Genomic DNA, 17,731 nt, shown 5'->3' on the forward strand with positions numbered 1-17,731 from the left:
CACCTGTTTGAATGAAATATGCGGACGTCATACTTCCCCTTCCTTTGGAGAATAGCTATACCTATCGGATACCCGAAGATCTGGAGAGAGCCGTGACTCCCGGTTGCCGGGTGATCGTGCATTTCGGGAAGAAACGATATTATACGGCTATCGTCATGGAGGTACACGACCGGGAACCGGTATCCGATTTTGAGACGAAGGAGATCTACGCTTTGCTGGATGCCACGCCGGTGCTCCGCCGTCCGCAACTCCGTTTCTGGAAATGGATATCTTCTTATTATATATGTAAGCTGGGCGACGTGTATAAGGCGGCCTTGCCTTCCGGCTTAAAGTTGGAAAGCGAGACGGCGGTTACTTATAATGAGGATTTCGAGGCCACCGCCCCCTTGCGCCCGAACGAGCAAGCGGTACTGGATGCTTTTAGCGGGGTTTTGAAATTGACGATCTCGGAGTTGGAGAAGAAGACCGGTCTTCGAAATGTTGTCCCGATCGTCTCTTCCTTGATGGTGAAAGGGGCGGTCGAGGTGAGCGAGGAGCTAAAGCGAGGATTCGTTCCCAAGACACAGGCGTTTATCCGTTTGGCCGAGGCTTACCGGGATGAGACGAAATTACAGGCGGTGTTCGAGGATTTGAAACGAGCGAAGAAGCAAGAGCTTCTGCTGGTCAGCTTCTTGGATTTAAGCCATACCTTGAATCCCGCTTTATCGAAGGAGCTTTCCAAGAAAGAGCTATTGGAACGCAGTGGTTATACCTCTGCGGTATTGGAGGGGCTGCTGAAACGGGGTATCTTGGAGAGTTACGAGAAAGAGGTGGGTCGTTTGCAAGTATCTGTCTGCCGCTTGCAAGAGCCGAATCCGCTCAGTCCGGCGCAAGAGAAAGCCTATGGAGAGATCCATGAGGCTTTCAAGACGAAAGAGGTCTGCTTGCTTCATGGCGTGACTTCCAGTGGTAAGACCGAGATATACGTCCGTTTGATCCATGAGGTCTTGCGGCTGGGGCGGCAGGTTTTATATATGTTGCCGGAGATCGCTATCACGACCCAGATCACGGAACGGCTGGCGAAATTATTCGGGGATAAGCTATTGGTCTACCACTCTAAGTTCTCGGATAACGAGCGGGTGGAAGTTTGGAATAAGCTATTGCATAACGACGAGCCTATGCTGGTATTGGGGGTCCGTTCGTCCCTCTTCCTTCCGTTTAAGGACTTGGGCTTGATTATCGTGGACGAGGAGCATGAGAATACGTATAAGCAGCAGGACCCGGCACCCCGTTACCATGCCCGTAACGCTGCCATCGTCTTGGCGGGTATGCACGGCGGTAAGACCTTATTGGGTTCCGCCACTCCCTCCATCGATTCTTATTTCAACGCTACGGCGGGGAAATACGGTCTGGTTGAGTTATCTACCCGCTACGGTGATTGCTTGATGCCGGAGATTATTACGGTGGACGTGAAGGAGCTAAAGCGCAAGAAGATCATGAAAGATACCCTTTTCTCCCCTCTGTTGGTGGAGAAGGTGCGGGAGGCCCTATCCCGGGGCGAGCAGGCGATCCTATTCCAGAACCGCCGGGGATTCGCCCCGATGATCGAGTGCCGAGGGTGCGGGTGGGTGCCTCGTTGCGTGAATTGCGACGTTAGCCTTACCTATCACAAGGCGCATAATCAGCTGGTTTGCCATTATTGCGGTTATACCTACCGCTTGCCGCAGGTATGTCCCGAGTGTAAGGGGACGGAGTTCAAGATGCAAGGCTTCGGTACGGAGAAGGTAGAGGAGGAGATCGCTGGGCAATTCCCAGCGGCGAAGGTGGAGCGGCTGGATTTCGATACGGCCCGTACCCGCACGGCTTACGAGCGGATCATCTCGGATTTCGAGAAGGGGAAGACACAAATCTTGATTGGTACCCAGATGTTGTCGAAGGGATTGGATTTCGGGAATGTCAGCGTGGTCGGAATCCTGAGTGCCGATAGCCTGATGAATTTCCCTGACTTCCGGGCGCACGAGCGGGCTTATCAATTGATGGTACAGGTTAGCGGACGTGCCGGACGACGGGATAAGCGGGGTACGGTGATCTTGCAGACTACTCAGCCGGAGCATCCTTTGATCCGTATGGTGCAGCATTTTGCTTATAAGGAAATGGTGAGCTTGCAATTGAGCGAGCGTAGTATGTTCCGTTACCCGCCTTACTACCGTTTGATCGTCTTGATCCTTCGAAGTCGGAATGAGGAGGCTTTGCAGGAAATGTCTGCTTTATACGCCGAGAAACTTCGTGCTCGTTTGGGTGAGCGGGTGTTGGGGCCGGTTACGCCGCCTATCACTCGGGTACAGACGCTTCATATCAAGAAGATCGTCTTGAAGATCGAGATATCCGCCGGGATCGCTCCGCTTCGTGAGATATTGGAGGGGATTCATGCGGAGATGCAGGGATATGCGCTATTTAAGCAGTTGTTGGTTCATTATGATGTGGACCCGGCTTGAGAATTGAAAATGGAGAATTGAGAATTGAAAATTGAAAATTAAAGGAAAGGAGCTTAGGGATGAAGGAGGAAAAGATACGGTTGTTGTTTGTGTGTTTGGGAAATATATGCCGTTCCCCTTCGGCGGAGGCGGTAATGAAGAAGTTGGTGAAGGATGCGGGGCTGGAAGCTCGGATCGAGATCGATTCCGCCGGGATCACCGGCTATCATGAGGGAGACCGGGCAGATTCAAGGATGCGGGCGCATGCGGCTCGCAGGGGATATTCGTTGGATTCGATCTCCCGTCCGGTACGTCAGTGGGACTTCCATGACTTCGATTTGATTATCGGCATGGACGACCAAAATATAACGGATTTGAAACGGATGGCTCCCGATCTGGAATCCGTAGCTAAGATACATCGGATGACCGAGTTCTCCCGGAATAAGTTGTACGATCACGTCCCGGATCCTTATTATAGCGGTGCCGAGGGCTTTGAGCTGGTCTTGGATCTATTGGAAGACGCTTGCGCCGGGTTGTTGGAATATTGCCGATTATTACGATGCCCATCGTAAGGTTGCTAGAATGCCCATTGTAAGATGCTTATAACTGCGATTATAAGAACCTTACAATAGGCATTATGGTTCTGTGCCGATGGCTGTATGCCTATCTGCTTGATAATTATTGTTTTTTCAAGTCCGGATAGCTGATTCGGGTATGGAACATGGTTTTCAGTTTGTCTACGAATACGCTCTTTATGGTCTCCACGTCCTTGAAGGTCAGCGGAGCGCTCTTTAGCAAGCCGTCGGCGATCTGCCCGTCGATGATCTTGTTCACCAAGGCGCTGATACTCTCTTCGGTATGTTCCTTCAAGCTGCGGGAGGCGGCTTCCACGGAATCGGCCATCATCAGTACGGCGGTCTCCTTCGAGAAGGGATTCGGGCCGGGGTAGGTGAATAGCTCGTCGTTAATCGGCTTGTCCGGGTATTGGTTCTTGAAAGAGTTGTAAAAATACTTCGCCTTGCCACGCCCGTGGTGCGTACGGATGAAGCTGATAACCGCCTTGGGTAACAGGGCCTTCTCGGCGATCTTCACGCCCTCGGTGACGTGGCTGATGATGATCTGCGCGCTTTGGTCGAATGCCAGCTGGTTATGCGGGTTCACGCTTGTCTGGTTCTCGGTGAAGAAGACTGGGTTGCTCATCTTTCCGATGTCATGGTAAAGGGCGCCGGTACGGACCAATTGCGAGTTCGCACCGATCTTGGCAGCCGCCTCGGAGGCTAGGATGGATACCTGTAAGGAGTGCTGGAACGTACCCGGGCAAGTCTCGCTAAGCTTCTTCAAGATCGGGTTGTTGATGTTGGACAGTTCCACCAGCGTGATGCTGGACACGTATCCGAACGTCTTCTCCAACATATATACCAATACGTAGGTGAACATCAGCAGGATGAAGTTGATACCGAAATAAAGCATCATCATCCAGTTGATCTTGTTTAAGTTCGCCTCTTGATACAACGTGAGACTGAGGTAGCAGGCGGCGTAGGAGAGGAAGATGAAGACGGCGCAACGGATCAGTTGCGAACGTTCGCTCAACTCCTTCAAGCTGAACGTCACTACCATACCCGCCACGATTTGCAACAACAGGAACTCATGCGGGAAAGGTACCATCAACGAGCAGATCAGCACGATGATAAGGTGCGTGAAAAGCGCCGTCCGGGAATCGAAGAAGGTACGTACTACGATCGGTACGATGGCGAACGGCAATATATATACGTTGAATAATGCGTAGGTAACACATAGTTCCGTAAGGATGCAACTCACGAATATGCAGAGGATCAAGAATAGTACGTTCTTCCGGTTGTGGAATATCTTCAAGCGGAAAGACCATAGGTAGAGCCAGAAACAGAACATTAGCCCGAAGACGAGCACGAATTGTCCGGCCAATATGATGCCTTGCGTCTGCGTGCCCCCGGTCTTAGCCTCGTGTATGGCCTTTAGGGAACGGAGCACGTTGTAGGTATGGTTGTCAATGATCTCGCCCCGGTCTACGATACGTTCTCCGGCTTGTACCATGCCGTTGGCGATCGATACGCCCTGTAGCATATCCTCCTTGATCTTGTCGGACATGTCAGCGGCATAGGATATGTTCTCGGTGAGGTAGTTATTGATGTCACACGATTGCAGGATGGATTTGTCCAGCCGTGACGGGCAGTTGTTGATAATGAACTCGTAGGCGGTGCGCACGGTGAAGAAGTCGCTCACGTAGCGGGGCTGTGCGACGGCGTTCTCCAAGAGGTTGACACGTGAGTATTCCTCTTTCCGTAGCTCGTCCAGATCCTGCGATGAGATGATACCGTTCTTGTATAAGTTAATTAGACTGCTCTCGATGTACTGCATGTAAGCGGGGGATACTTTGCTTCGCAGGCTATTGTCGTTATTGTAGTTGGCGCGCAGTTTCTCGATCTCTTCCTTTTGGATGCCGGGGTTTATGCGGTAATAAGGCTCGAACTTACGGAGTACGCTGTCTTTCTCCGCTTTTACCTCGTCGTCGGTCTTGTAGATCGGGAAATCGCTCGGGGCGGTGAGCAATCCGTACCTCCAAGGCTTGCCTTCATAGAACTGATAACGGAATTTTCCCTCCCGGGGGAAGAAGTAGGCGATAAGTAATGCGGTCACCACGAAGTAGACCACGGTCGGTATATTGTAATTCTTTTGTTTCATATAGATTCCTTTTAGCGTCCGAAATATACGTAAAAAACTTCACTAAGCGGAAAAAAAGGCGTACTTTTGCCGCATTATTATAGAATGTAAGTATTATGACTCAAAGAAAAGTAAGAGTACGCTTTGCGCCTAGTCCTACGGGGGCGCTGCATATCGGAGGTGTCCGCACGGCTTTATACAACTATTTATTCGCTAAACAGAATGGCGGTGATATGATTCTCCGTATCGAGGATACGGATTCCCAACGCTTCGTTCCCGGGGCGGAAGACTATATCATCGAGGCCTTGACTTGGCTAGGTATCAAGTTCGACGAGGGCGTGAGCTTCGGCGGCAACTACGGCCCGTATCGCCAGAGCGAGCGTCGTGAGATCTACAAGAAGTATGTCGATCAATTGCTGAACGATGGCCATGCTTATATAGCGTTCGATACGCCTGCCGAGTTGGAGGAGAAACGGAAGGAGATCGCCAATTTCCAATACGACGCCTCTACCCGTTCGCTAATGCGCAACTCGTTGACACTTTCCCCTGAAGAGGTTCAGAACCTAATCGAGTCCGGTCATCAGTATGTGGTTCGTGCCAAGATCGAGCCGAATGAGGATATCCATGTGAATGACTTGATCCGTGGCGAGGTCGTTATCAACTCCTCTATCTTGGATGATAAAGTATTATATAAATCGGCTGACCAATTGCCTACTTACCACTTGGCGAATATCGTTGACGACCATTTAATGGAGGTTACCCATGTGATCCGTGGTGAGGAGTGGTTGCCGAGCGCGCCGCTTCACGTATTATTATATCGTTTTTTCGGTTGGGAAGATACGATGCCTAGTTTCGCCCACCTGTCGTTGCTGTTGAAACCGGAAGGTAATGGTAAGTTGAGCAAGCGTGACGGCGATCGTCTGGGCTTCCCTGTATTCCCCTTGGAATGGCACGATCCGAAGACGGGTGATGTCTCATCGGGCTATCGTGAGAGTGGCTACTTCCCCGAGGCTGTCGTAAACTTCCTTGCTTTGCTGGGTTGGAATCCGGGTAACGATCAAGAGGTGATGAGCATGGATGATTTGATCCGTTTGTTCGACCTGTCTCGTTGCAGCAAGAGCGGTGCTAAGTTCGATTATGAGAAAGGCAGATGGTTTAACCATCACTATTTGCTGGAGAAGAGTAATACGGAGATCGCTGACCTATTCTTGCCGATCGTGGAAAGCCACGGTATCCAGACTACCCATGCTTATGTAGAGAAAGTAGTCGGTATGATGAAAGGCCGTGTCAATTTCGTGAGTGAGTTATGGGATCTTTGCTCTTTCTTCTTTATCGCCCCGACGGAGTACGATGAGAAGACTCGCAAGAAACGCTGGAAGGAAGATTCGGCTGTTCAATTGGGTGAGTTTATCGAGCAATTGCGTGCCCGTGAGCCGTTCGACGTAGAAGGTACCGAGAACGAGTGCAAGGCTTGGATCGAGAGCAAGGGATATCATTTGGGGAATATCATGAACGCCGCCCGTCTGGCCTTGGTTGGCGAGGGCAAGGGCCCCGGCATCTTTGATATCACCGAGGCTTTAGGTAAAGAGGAGTCTATCCGCCGTATCCAACGGGCTATCGAGATATTAAAATAATCATGTACAGTTTAGCAATACATCTCTACGCTTTTGTAGTCGCTTTGATCTCGCCTTTCCATAAAAAGGCGAGACTGATGCGATTCGGGCAATGGAAAACAAATTCCATACTTCGTGAGAAGATCGACCGGAACGCTAAATACATCTGGTTCCATGCCTCCTCGCTGGGCGAGTTCGAGCAAGGGCGCCCTATGATCGAGAAGATCAAGGCGGAACATCCGGGGTATAAGGTGTTGCTGACTTTCTTTTCTCCCTCTGGCTATGAGGTACGGAAGAATTACAAGGGAGCGGACGTGATCTGCTACCTTCCTTTCGATACGCCTTTCCGGGTGAAGAAGTTCCTGAATTTGGCGAACCCGGCGATCGCCATATTTATCAAGTACGAGTTTTGGGGGAACTATTTGCGTGAGTTGCGGAAGCGGGGAATACCGGTTTATATCATTTCCGCTATATTCCGCCCCGACCAGCTATTTTTCCAATGGTTCGGAAAGCCGTACCGGAAGATGCTATCTTATTTTAATCATCTTTTTGTTCAGGACGAGCGTTCGATGAAACTCTTGAACGAGTTCGGTATCACGAATGTGACGGTGACCGGCGATACCCGTTTTGATCGGGTGTTGGATGTCCGTAAGCAAGCTCGTGAGCTTCCGTTTATCAAACGTTTCTTGGAAAGCAAGGAGGGTAAGAGGCCGATCGTGATGGTGGCCGGCAGTTCATGGCCTCAAGACGAGGCGATCTTTATCCCTTATTTCCATGAGCATCCGGAGATGAAGTTGATTATCGCCCCGCATGAGATTCACCGGGAACATCTCCTTTCTATCGAGGCGATGCTAAAACGTCCGTCCGTCCGTCTATCGGAGGCGCATGAGGATGATCTGGCCGATAAGGATTGCTTGATCATCGACAGTTTCGGACTCTTATCTTCCATTTATCGCTATGGACAGATCGCTTATATCGGTGGTGGTTTCGGAGCGGGTATCCACAACACGTTGGAAGCCGCCGTTTATGGGATGCCGGTCTTATTCGGCCCGAGATACCATAAGTTTAAGGAGGCGAAGGATCTGATCGCCGTAGGTGGTGGTTTCTCCATCACAGACGATTCCTCTTTCCGAACGAAGATGGACGAGTTATTGACCGACCCGACAGCCTTGGAAACCTCCGGGCAAGCTGCCGGTGATTTTGTGAAAAACAGTGTAGGAGCGACGGATCAAATCTTGCGGCAAATCCATATCCGTTAATAGATAAAGCCGGGTTTGCTATTCGAGTGATTGTATGCCCAGACTCTTTTGATATAGCAATGGAATACGGATGAGATAGATGTACGGATTGGTAATTGAACGATTCGCGTTGTCTATCTCATCCGTATTTTATTTTAATCCTCTTCAGCGAACATCGGGTCCCAAGCGGGAAGGCGAGTCGGTGTTTGTTTCAAGATCTCTTTTACTTGATCCGTGATGTACTTCTTGTTGACTACCAGACGGAACATATACTCATTAAACCATTGGTCTGTCATGATGAGGTGGCCGGCGTTCGCTCCGGGGCCCCAACTATTCTCAACCATCCATTTCTTCGGCTTTCCATTTGCGTCGAGGTCAACAGCCATCAAGGTCATGGCGTGTGAGGAACCGCTGGCGAATGTTTGGATACGTTGTTTCTTATCCATGCCGAAAGTCGTACCCATCAGTGAACCGTAATCGTAGAAGTTTACATCCAGAATACCTCTGTCACGATCGAAGAACTTGCCCACGTCGCAAGAGAAATACATCATGGTGCTGTCCTTGATGGAAGCGATAGCCATTTGTTTGATATCCTCGATCGGAAGGTTTACGTACGTCCAGTTCTTGCCATCGTAAGCGTGGCGGTCGTAATCGATCTCATACAGCTTATAATAATCGCGGCTCGGATCGTTCATCAACATGACATAGTTGTTTTTCAAATCGTCCCCGATATATTCTTGGAAGAAGGACTGAGGCGTATATTCCTTCGTCTCTACCGGATTCCCTTTAGCGTCTTTGCGAGTCCACGTGAATTTCGTAGGCGGCTCTCCCAAGTTCAATACGAGCATACGGTAAATCGTACCTAGCATCTCTGTTTTCTTTTTCTCCAGATCCGCTACGGTCGTGCCTTTGGTCGTAGACAGGTCGCGAAGTTGCAAGCCGTATTCTTTCAGCTTTAATCCGATCAGGTTGCTCATGCGTCCGGTACTGTTGCTACTGTTGGTCTCTACCATGACCTCGGCGGGAACCACGCCATACTTGGTCAAGATATCGGAGACACCCGTGAACTGCCCTCCGTCTCCGATCGGGTTCTTGAATAACCATTCCACCATCTTGTCGTCCATCGGTTTCAGACGAGTATCGATGATGCCCTGTAAGAAAAGGTTCGCTTTCTCCAATTGATCCCAGAAGAAAGAATAATTCTGGGAGAATTGGAATTCACCCATGTCGTATTTATGGATCGCCTGCGCACGGAATACGTTCAATCCCGTGAAAAGCCAGCAACGGCCCGAGGAACGTTGGTTGGAGATCCCTTTGCTCTCTACCTTATTGGAGAAGTAAGTATCCAAATTGTTCTTGCTCTCCCCATTAACGGCAAGCTTGTTGATGTCGTTATTGGTGATTGCGTTACGGATCGCCTTATCGGCCGGCGTTCCCTGATAAGACTGTTTGATTTGCTGCAACATCGTGGGTGAGATGCCTCCACCGCTTTGTTGTCCGTGAGCCGATAGCGTGATGCCTAAAGCCAAGGCCGCTATCCATAAATTCTTTTGCTTCATGATATTTTAGTTGATTAATAAATTGTGTTATTTCTTTTTAGGCCATACCAGACCGTCTTGCCGGATCTTCCATACCGTACCGTCTGGTGCGGGTAGCGATATCTCATACATGGAAGGTGTCGTATGTATTTCCAGTTGATTGGCGATCTCTTGCGGGCATAACTCGTTTGCCTTCAAGTCGTTGATGTTATCGGCATAATGCCCGAAGGTCGCGGCGAACTCATTCTGACGGTAATATAAATTACGCAAGATCCATTTCGTCTCCTCCGAAGGATGTTTTACGAAAGGAGTCTCACCTTCTCCCGCAATCTTATCCGATATTTGAACATAACCCCAGTATTCGGGCATATGGATATTGATTACCCCGGTAGGCGCCCATACCCAGTTGTACTCGCGAATCTTATCCTCTCCTTGGATAGGGACTTTCACGTATTTACCGTCTTTCACGTCCGTTGTCCATTCCACACGGGAGAAGTTCACACGGATCTGCTCGCCGATTTCCGGCTTTTCTTTTCCTCTGTCCATTTGGAATACGGAAGTCCAAGGAATGAATACCTCTACGCTCCATGATTTATCCGTGTCTTTCGGGTTATTCAGCGTACCGTCCACATAAACAGCGGATTTCATTCCAGCGAACTCCCAGTTATTCAATACTTGCGGATTATCCCGGTAGGGGCGGGTTAAGAACAAGTCCCATTCCGTACCTAAGGCGTTCACCTCGTACTCCAGATAATTATGGGTGTCGTTCGTAGGATTCAGGAAGATCTCGAAGTCGTTGTCATGGAAGATCACGGCGTCGTGTTCCGTGATGGTCGCCCATACGTGCGGCTCCTCCATAAGGACGGCGAAGTACATTCCGTTATCATCGTAAGTCATCTTGGCCCGGGTCTGGAAGTGAGGGGCCGGGCGTTTGTCTCCTTCGATATCCACGAAGTCGCTGGTCCAAGGTATCGCGTCCCATTCCCCGGGAGAAAGCTTTCCGTCGATCTTGATAGGAGCGGGGGCCTTGTAGCAAACATACGTCGGCGGATTGAACGGTGGTTGCGGCATATACGTGATGTCCGGCTTTTGCGTACTGGGTTTCTGTGCGCAAGAAAGCAATAGGAGTGCCGCCAATGGCGCTGTCGTTAAAATCGTTTTTCTCATGTGCGTTTATTTTTAGATCGTTTGATAAATAGATTCTTATTGAAGTAAGTCCATCGCCGCGTCCAACCATGTATTTATATCGTCCGGATAATGTTGGTCGGCGGTATAAGTATCGCTGCGTTTGTGCCCGAGTCTTACGATCACGGCGTTCTTTTCCGGGAGCGTGAAGACATATTGCCCCAAGATTCCTCTCATATAAGGGATCTTCATCCCTTTGTAATCGAGAATCCAGTATTGGAATCCGTAACAATGGTTGGGTTTGCCGAGATCCTTATAGACAAGACGGGTATCGGGGCTTGTCGCTTCCGCCAAATAAGCGGGAGAGATCAATTGCTGGCCATCCCATTGACCGTTGTTGAGTAATAATTGTCCGAAGCGGGCGAAATCACGGGCGTTACTGTTGAAACAGCAATAGGCTTTTTCCATGCCGTCCTTCCGGTCGAGGCTCCAAAGGGCGCTTTCCTCAGCGTGCATCGGAGTCCATAGTTTGCGGGATACATAATCGCTGAGTTTCTCCCCGGTAGCCTTCTCCACGATAAAGCCCAGCAGTTGTGTCACGCCGCTTTGGTAGATAAAGTTTACGCCGGGCTCGTCGATCTCTTTCATCCCGAAGGCGATTTCCTGTAGGTCATCGCCATAATACAACTGGGTGGTAGGAGAGAAAGGAGAGCTGTAAGCCTCGTCGAAATCCACGCCGGCGCTCATGGTCAGCAAATGGCGAAGCGTTAGGGCCTTTCCGTCGTATCCCTTGAATTCCGGGAAAAAGTCGCTTACCGGTTGATCGACATCGCGGATAAATCCATCGTCGATAGCGCAGCCGATCGCTAACGAGACGATGCTTTTCGCCATCGAGAAGGAGTTGCTATGCGATTCCGGGGAATAATCTTCCCAATATTGCTCGAATAGCAGTCGATTGTCTTGGATGATTACATAGGCAACCGTACCCAGCTCCTCAAACCGGGGAAGATAACGCTCTGGAATACTTTTCGTATTGTAAGCTTCCGATAGTTCCCAAGGGCGGGGCGAACCTGCTTTTACGACCCGGTTCTCGAAAATCGGATATTGATCGATCTTGGGTAATAAATGAGTAAGCGCTCTGCGCAAATAATAATTGGAGGGTAACGTTAGATACCCTCCGATTCCTACTATAAAAATAAACACTATCCATCTCACGCTTCGAGACAAATAGTGTTTATTGTTTTGAATTCCTTTATTTGAATTATTTTTCATGTAACCACTTTTTGCCTGAAGGGGTATACGTGTAAATTAAGCCTATTAGGCAAATAATCCCGACAACTCCAAGAAAGATTACTAACTCCATATTATTGTCCTTTTTTTCATAGATACAAATATATGGTTTATAATTCAAATAATCAAATACATGTCCTTATTCTTTATACCAAGAAGAATACATATGGTAGTTTTTGGCTATTTTCTGGTTGATCTCCTTCGCTTGCTCGGGATCAACCTTCTTGACGAACTTAGCGGGAACTCCGGCGTAGATACTGCCCGGCTCGACGATCGTCTTGCTTAGTACTACGGAACCTGCGGCGATGATCGCTCCCTCGCCTACTACGGCGTGATCCAATACCACGGAGCCCATTCCGATCAAGGCGCCATTGCAAATCTTCGCCCCGTGGATCGTTACGTTATGGCCGATGGATACATCATCGCCGATCTCGATCGTCGATTTCTCATATAAGGTGTGAAGGACGGAACCATCCTGTACGTTTACGCCGTTGCCGATGCGAATCGAGTTCACGTCGCCGCGAAGCACGGTGCCAAACCAGATACTGCAACCTTCACCGATCTCTACGTCACCTATAATCGTGGCGTTGTCTGCTAAAAAAGTGTCTTTACCGATCTTCGGGGTAAAGCCACGAACGGATTTAATTAATGCCATTTTTAGTTGTTTAAATTTCTGTTGTTTTCTCTTTCAGCCAAGCTTTCTCCTCCTCGTTCAAGAACGGGCTGATCTTGTCGTATACCATTTGGTGGTACTTGTTCAGCCAAGCGTGCTCACGGACAGAGAGCATGGGGATGATAATCAAGCTCGTGTCGATGAAACAAAGCGTCAGCGTATCGAATCCTAGGAATTTCCCGAATTCCGTTTCGCTGTCCTCACGTACCAAGATCATGTTCTCCGTACGGATACCGTATTCGCCGGTACGATACATGGCCGGCTCGTCGCTGATCACCATTCCGGGCTTCAAGGTCACCGGGTTCTCCTCCATGCGGATGCTTTGGGGGCCTTCGTGTACGTTCAGGCAATGGCCGATACCGTGACCGGTTCCGTGCAAGTAATTAATGCCGGAATCCCATAGCGCTTTACGGGCAAGGATATCGATCTGGGAACCTCGTGTACCGGCGGGAAACTTGCTTTTCGCCAAGCTGATCGTACCTTTCAACACACGGGTGAAATCCTTTTTCATCTGCTCCGTCGGCTCTCCAAGGGCGATCGTGCGGGTGATATCCGTCGTACCGTCCAGATATTGCGCGCCGGAATCGATCAAAAGCAATCCTTCCGGCTTCAAGGTCGCGTCCGTCTCCGGCGTAGCGGAATAATGAACGATCGCTCCATGCTCGGCGTAGCCGCAGATCGTGCCGAAGCTATCCATGATGTATTGCGGTTGTTCCGCACGTAAGGCTGTCAGCTTCTCGGCGGCGCTGATCTCTGTAACTTGGGCTCCTTCCGCCATTTGTTTCTCCAGCCAGATATAGAATTTTGTCAAGGCGACACCATCTTTTACCACGGCGTTTTGGAATCCCTTGATCTCGGTCTCGTTCTTGATGCTCTTCAAGTGGTTGGCGGGGGAGATCCCTTCCACGATCGTACAGCTTCCCGGGATCGCGTCGTATAAGGAGACGTTCGTCTTGTTCATATCCACGAATACCCGGCTATTTTCCGGTAGGCGGGACAGATACCTCTGGATCATGGAGTATTCGGCCAGCGTAACCCCTTCTTTCTTCAAATGCTCGGTGATCTCGGCGGTCAGCTTCTCCGGCTTGATGAAAAGCACGCTCTCATCCTCCGATACGAAGGCGTAGCTGACTACGACCGGGTTATAGGTCACGTCCGTACCCCGGATATTGAATGTCCACGCGATCTCGTCTAAGGCGGCGAGGATCAAGCAGTCGGCGCCCTCGCTCCGCAACTGGTTATTGATTAGGTCTAGTTTCTCGTGCACGGAGGCTCCGCTTAATGCTTCCGGCATCTCGAATATCGGGTTTCCGGGAACGGCGGGACGGTCCTTCCAGATACCCTCGATCAGGTCGGCTGAGGTATCCAGCTTGATTTCTTTACGGCTTAGTTTATTTGCCAAGGCACTCGCTTCGGCGGCGCTATAGGTTTGCCCGTCCAGCCCTACGGCCTGTCCGGCGTGTAACTCATGCAAGAGGAATTCCGTGATAGACGGTGTCTCCGGAAGCGCCAACTTATAGAGTTCGATACCGGAACCTTCCAGCTGGCTGGCCGCTTGCAGGAAATACCGGGAATCAGTCCATAAGCCCGCCTTGTCCGCGGTGACCACGATCGTTCCCGCCGAGCCGGTGAAGCCGGATATCCATTCTCTCGATTTCCAGCGATCGGCCGGATACTCGCTTAGATGCGGGTCGGAACTGGGTATGATGTAAGCGTCAACCTTCTGTTGCCTCATAGCCTCCCGTAGGGCGGCGATACGTTCAGGAATGTTTGTTTTCATCGCATTTTATTTTAGTCAACATTAATACTCGCAAAGTTAATGAATTATTTTGGATTTGTCTCGCCGGAAACCGGCTCTTCTACCTTATAATATAGATGGGAAGTACCCAGCTTTTCCCACCGCAGTTTCCCTTCCTCTACCAGCCGCCGCAAGTCGAGGGAAGCCTTACTTCTGGAGCATCCGCAGAGCGACATATACTTCTTCTGGTGGATAAAAGGGTTCGTCTCCAGATAACGGAATACCTCTTGCTCGCATTCCTTGGCGGAGGGATATGCGGGATCGCTAACCGTGTACTCGTCACGAAACACCGGCATGGTCTTCAGCCGGTCTCTTAGTTCCTTGGACGATCTGAACTTCACGTCCTTGAAATGGATGGATTCCGCCCGGATCTCATTCTTTTCCATCACGGGCCGGCTTTTCAGTGAGACGCTGAAAGTACCGATCCCCTCTAGCTCCACGTTATAACCGAACATGAGGAAGTCCACCATCATGTCTTGGAAAAGCTGCAAGATCCCTTTCATATCCGCGGGAGAGAAAGAAGACCGGGACTTCGCTCTGCTGATGAACTCATCCGTATGTATCGTCCCGCAAGAGACCAAACGAGGATGTAGGGGTAATGACTTCCCGGATTCCTCTGGATTCGGGTTGGGATTTCTGACTAACTTGTAATTTGCTGACATCTGTGCTGTGTTTAAATGGTTATAGATCTTTTGTCCGATTTTTCTAGATCGCTTACTCGTTTTTATAGGCGAGCTTAGCGGTTTCTTCAAGAAGAATTCATCTTTCAACAGCCGTTGCATGATCATGCACCAACTGTTGGACGATCATCTACCATCTGTTGGATGATTGTCCAACAGATGGTAGATGATGAATACTTCAGCTTCAAAGGTACAATATATAAAAGAGAAAAGGGTAAGGATTCCGGATAAAAGAGCTAAAGGTTATGATAAACGTGTATGGGCTCACAGCCTTGTGGTCCACAACCTTGTGAACCGATCCCTTTAAATCAAGTTAAAGATAAGGCACCCAATAGATATCAAGGAATAATTTGCTAGCTTTGTAGAAACAAATAAGAAGTGCCATGAGGAATCTGCTTTATCTTTTTGTCTTTGCGGCTCTGCTTCTCGGCTTGAGCGCATGTTCTTCTTATTATTATTCGATGTTGAACTCGAATGACCCCGTTGGGGAGAAGAATGAGAGAGGTGATTTTGTGCAGGAAAACGATACGGTACGTATCTCTTATCGTTTCTGGGGAGAGAACGCCCCGGTTACTATTACCATTTATAATAAATTGGATGAACCCTTGTATGTGGATTGGGGGCGGTCGGCGCTGATTATCGATGACGTGGCTACCACCTACGATCCGAAAGTGGCCTCGGTGAGAGGCGAGAGCTCTAACGTGGCATCCGGTAGCTCCTTTCATTGGAGCGATAGGAGCAGCAGCGGGTGGAGCTACTCGGAAGGTTCCTTCTCCGGTGATGTGAGTTTGCCGAAGGGCGTTGAGTTTATCCCGCCGCATTCCAAATTAGTCAATACGCCTTTGCAATTAGCCAACTTCCCGTTTAACGAGATCCCGAAGGAAGAGTATGTAAAGGAGCAAATGACAACGAAAGCAAACACCACCGTAAATATCCGAGTGAAGGATTTTACGGAAGAAGATTCTCCGCTGAGATTCCGTAGCTACCTGACGTTGTTCGCCGGAGGGACCAATGGGAAGCCCTTGAAGCATTCCTCTTTTGAGCGGAACTTCTATCTGGCGAAATTGATCAAGGTCGGCGACGTGGCTCCCCGGTATTTCGATGAGGGACAGCAGCAATCCGGCGATTTCTTTTACGTGAAAGAGACTCATGGGGCTACGGCAGGCCTTGTCGTAGGGGCGATAGCGGTTACCGCCGCAGGGGTGGCGATAGAAGCTACGCTGGGTCCCGTGAACTATTAATATATTCATATCGAATGATACAAACTCTATCTGATTTAAAGACCGTGCGTTTCAACGAGCAAGCGGACGGTGTGATCATTTTGGACCAAACTCTGCTGCCGGGTAAGGAAGCGTATCTGACCCTTACCACTGCCGAGGAGATATGGGATGCCATCTATAAATTAAAGGTACGTGGAGCACCTGCTATCGGGATAGCGGCCGCTTATGGTATCTATGTCTGCGCCCGTCGGATCGATACGGCGGAGAAATCCGTTTTCGTGAATGAGTTTCGGAAGATCAAGGAGTATCTGGCCGGTTCCCGTCCGACAGCGGTGAATCTGGTGGCGGCGCTGAACCGGATGGAGCGGGTATTGGTCGCTCATCCAACCTTGTCTGTCCCGGAATGGAAAGAGCTATTATATAAGGAAGCGATCGCGATCCGGGAGGAAGACGCCGCCGCTTGCCGGCAGATCGGCGAGAACTGTCTGGCGCTACTCCGTCCTGGGATGGGAATCCTTACGCATTGCAACGCCGGACATCTGGCGGTCTCGGAGTATGGCACCGCCTTGGCGCCGATTTATCTGGGGCAGGAGAGAGGTTATGGTTTCAAGGTCTTCGCCGACGAGACCCGTCCTTTGTTGCAAGGCGCCCGGCTCACGGCCTATGAGCTAAGCAGGGCCGGCGTGGACGTGATGCTGATTTGCGATAATATGGCCTCTATCGTCATGCGGAAAGGCTGGGTGCATGCCGTGGTCGTAGGTTGCGACCGTGTAGCCGCCAATGGCGACGTGGCGAATAAGATCGGCACGTCCGGAGTGGCTATCTTGGCCCGGCATTACAAGATCCCCTTCTATGTATTAGGCCCGACATCCACCATCGATAGCTCGTGCCCGGACGGCGATTCCATTGTAATAGAGGAACGTAACCCCGATGAGGTCACCGAGATGTGGTATTCAAGGCGTATGGCCCCGAAAGACGTAAAAGTCTACAACCCCGCCTTCGACATTACTCCCCACGAGCTAATCACGGCTATAATTACGGAGAAAGGCATCTTTTATAAAAATAATCGCTGAAAGTTTTGCTAATCCCGAAACAATCAGTAATTTTGCCGCTCAATTTGAGGATATAAATAATTAAACAATATAACAATTTAAATTATGATCGTAGTTCCATTAAAAGAAGGCGAAAACATCGAGAAGGCGCTTAAGAAATTCAAGAGAAAGTTCGAGAAAACAGGTGTAGTCAAGGAATTGAGAGGCCGTCAGGCTTTCGAGAAACCGTCTGTTACGAAGAGAAAGCAGACTATGCGTGCTATCTACGTACAGCATTTGCAACAAGTAGAAGAATAATTATAGCTTCCGGGCTTGTTTTATTGAATTCTTATTCCTATTTTCGTTGCATGAATG

General features: G+C 49.8%; 14 protein-coding genes. 7 read left to right on the forward strand and 7 right to left on the reverse strand.

What is annotated here, in order from left to right:
* Positions 1-11 precede the first annotated feature (11 nt).
* Positions 12-2,474 (forward strand): primosomal protein N', encoded by a 2,463-nt coding sequence (priA, locus tag DW205_RS04320; protein ID WP_005867224.1) that lies wholly within the window; start codon positions 12-14, stop codon positions 2,472-2,474.
* Between the two features lie 59 nt (positions 2,475-2,533).
* Positions 2,534-3,025, forward strand: a complete 492-nt coding sequence (locus DW205_RS04325) for a low molecular weight protein-tyrosine-phosphatase (RefSeq protein ID WP_005867226.1) — start codon at positions 2,534-2,536, stop codon at positions 3,023-3,025.
* Between the two features lie 106 nt (positions 3,026-3,131).
* Here the strand turns inward: DW205_RS04325 and DW205_RS04330 are convergent, their stop codons facing one another.
* Positions 3,132-5,171 (reverse strand): HD family phosphohydrolase, encoded by a 2,040-nt coding sequence (locus DW205_RS04330; RefSeq protein WP_005867228.1) that lies wholly within the window; start codon positions 5,169-5,171, stop codon positions 3,132-3,134.
* Positions 5,172-5,266: 95 nt separating this feature from the next.
* Between DW205_RS04330 and gltX the strand changes: the two genes are divergently transcribed.
* Positions 5,267-6,784, forward strand: a complete 1,518-nt coding sequence (gene gltX, locus DW205_RS04335; RefSeq protein WP_005867230.1) for a glutamate--tRNA ligase — start codon at positions 5,267-5,269, stop codon at positions 6,782-6,784.
* 2 nt (positions 6,785-6,786) lie between these two features.
* A complete protein-coding gene (locus tag DW205_RS04340) occupies positions 6,787-8,022 on the forward strand; it encodes a 3-deoxy-D-manno-octulosonic acid transferase (protein WP_121963060.1) in 1,236 nt (411 codons plus the stop codon).
* Between the two features lie 134 nt (positions 8,023-8,156).
* Here the strand turns inward: DW205_RS04340 and DW205_RS04345 are convergent, their stop codons facing one another.
* From DW205_RS04345 to DW205_RS04370, 6 genes are all read right to left on the reverse strand, one after another.
* Positions 8,157-9,560, reverse strand: a complete 1,404-nt coding sequence (locus DW205_RS04345; RefSeq protein WP_005867233.1) for a C1 family peptidase — start codon at positions 9,558-9,560, stop codon at positions 8,157-8,159.
* A gap of 27 nt (positions 9,561-9,587) precedes the next feature.
* A complete protein-coding gene (locus DW205_RS04350) occupies positions 9,588-10,706 on the reverse strand; it encodes a carbohydrate-binding family 9-like protein (RefSeq protein WP_005867234.1) in 1,119 nt (372 codons plus the stop codon).
* 36 nt (positions 10,707-10,742) lie between these two features.
* Entirely contained in the window at positions 10,743-11,936 is a 1,194-nt protein-coding gene (locus DW205_RS04355; protein WP_005867235.1) for a serine hydrolase, read from the reverse strand.
* Positions 11,937-12,093: 157 nt separating this feature from the next.
* On the reverse strand, positions 12,094-12,609 hold the full coding sequence (locus DW205_RS04360) for a gamma carbonic anhydrase family protein (RefSeq protein WP_005854163.1): 516 nt from the start codon (positions 12,607-12,609) through the stop codon (positions 12,094-12,096).
* Between the two features lie 10 nt (positions 12,610-12,619).
* Positions 12,620-14,407, reverse strand: coding sequence for an aminopeptidase P family protein (locus DW205_RS04365; protein ID WP_005867236.1), 1,788 nt, complete (start codon positions 14,405-14,407; stop codon positions 12,620-12,622).
* A 44-nt stretch (positions 14,408-14,451) separates the two neighbouring features.
* Positions 14,452-15,087, reverse strand: a complete 636-nt coding sequence (locus tag DW205_RS04370) for an HU family DNA-binding protein (RefSeq protein ID WP_005867237.1) — start codon at positions 15,085-15,087, stop codon at positions 14,452-14,454.
* Positions 15,088-15,488: 401 nt separating this feature from the next.
* On the opposite strand from DW205_RS04370, the gene DW205_RS04375 reads away from it, so the two are divergent.
* The 3 genes from DW205_RS04375 (at position 15,489) to rpsU (ending at position 17,674) form a co-directional block, all read left to right on the forward strand.
* Positions 15,489-16,346 carry a hypothetical protein gene (locus DW205_RS04375; RefSeq protein WP_005867238.1) on the forward strand — a complete coding sequence of 286 codons (858 nt, stop codon included), beginning with the start codon at positions 15,489-15,491 and terminating at the stop codon, positions 16,344-16,346.
* 14 nt (positions 16,347-16,360) lie between these two features.
* Complete coding sequence (gene mtnA / locus DW205_RS04380) at positions 16,361-17,398, forward strand: S-methyl-5-thioribose-1-phosphate isomerase (protein WP_005867240.1); 1,038 nt, start codon at positions 16,361-16,363, stop codon at positions 17,396-17,398.
* Positions 17,399-17,482: 84 nt separating this feature from the next.
* On the forward strand, positions 17,483-17,674 hold the full coding sequence (gene rpsU / locus DW205_RS04385; protein ID WP_005854174.1) for a 30S ribosomal protein S21: 192 nt from the start codon (positions 17,483-17,485) through the stop codon (positions 17,672-17,674).
* Positions 17,675-17,731 lie beyond the last annotated feature (57 nt).

Origin of the sequence: Parabacteroides sp. AM17-47 (genome assembly GCF_003434625.1) — a bacterium.
Taxonomy (GTDB): Bacteria; Bacteroidota; Bacteroidia; order Bacteroidales; family Tannerellaceae; genus Parabacteroides; species Parabacteroides distasonis.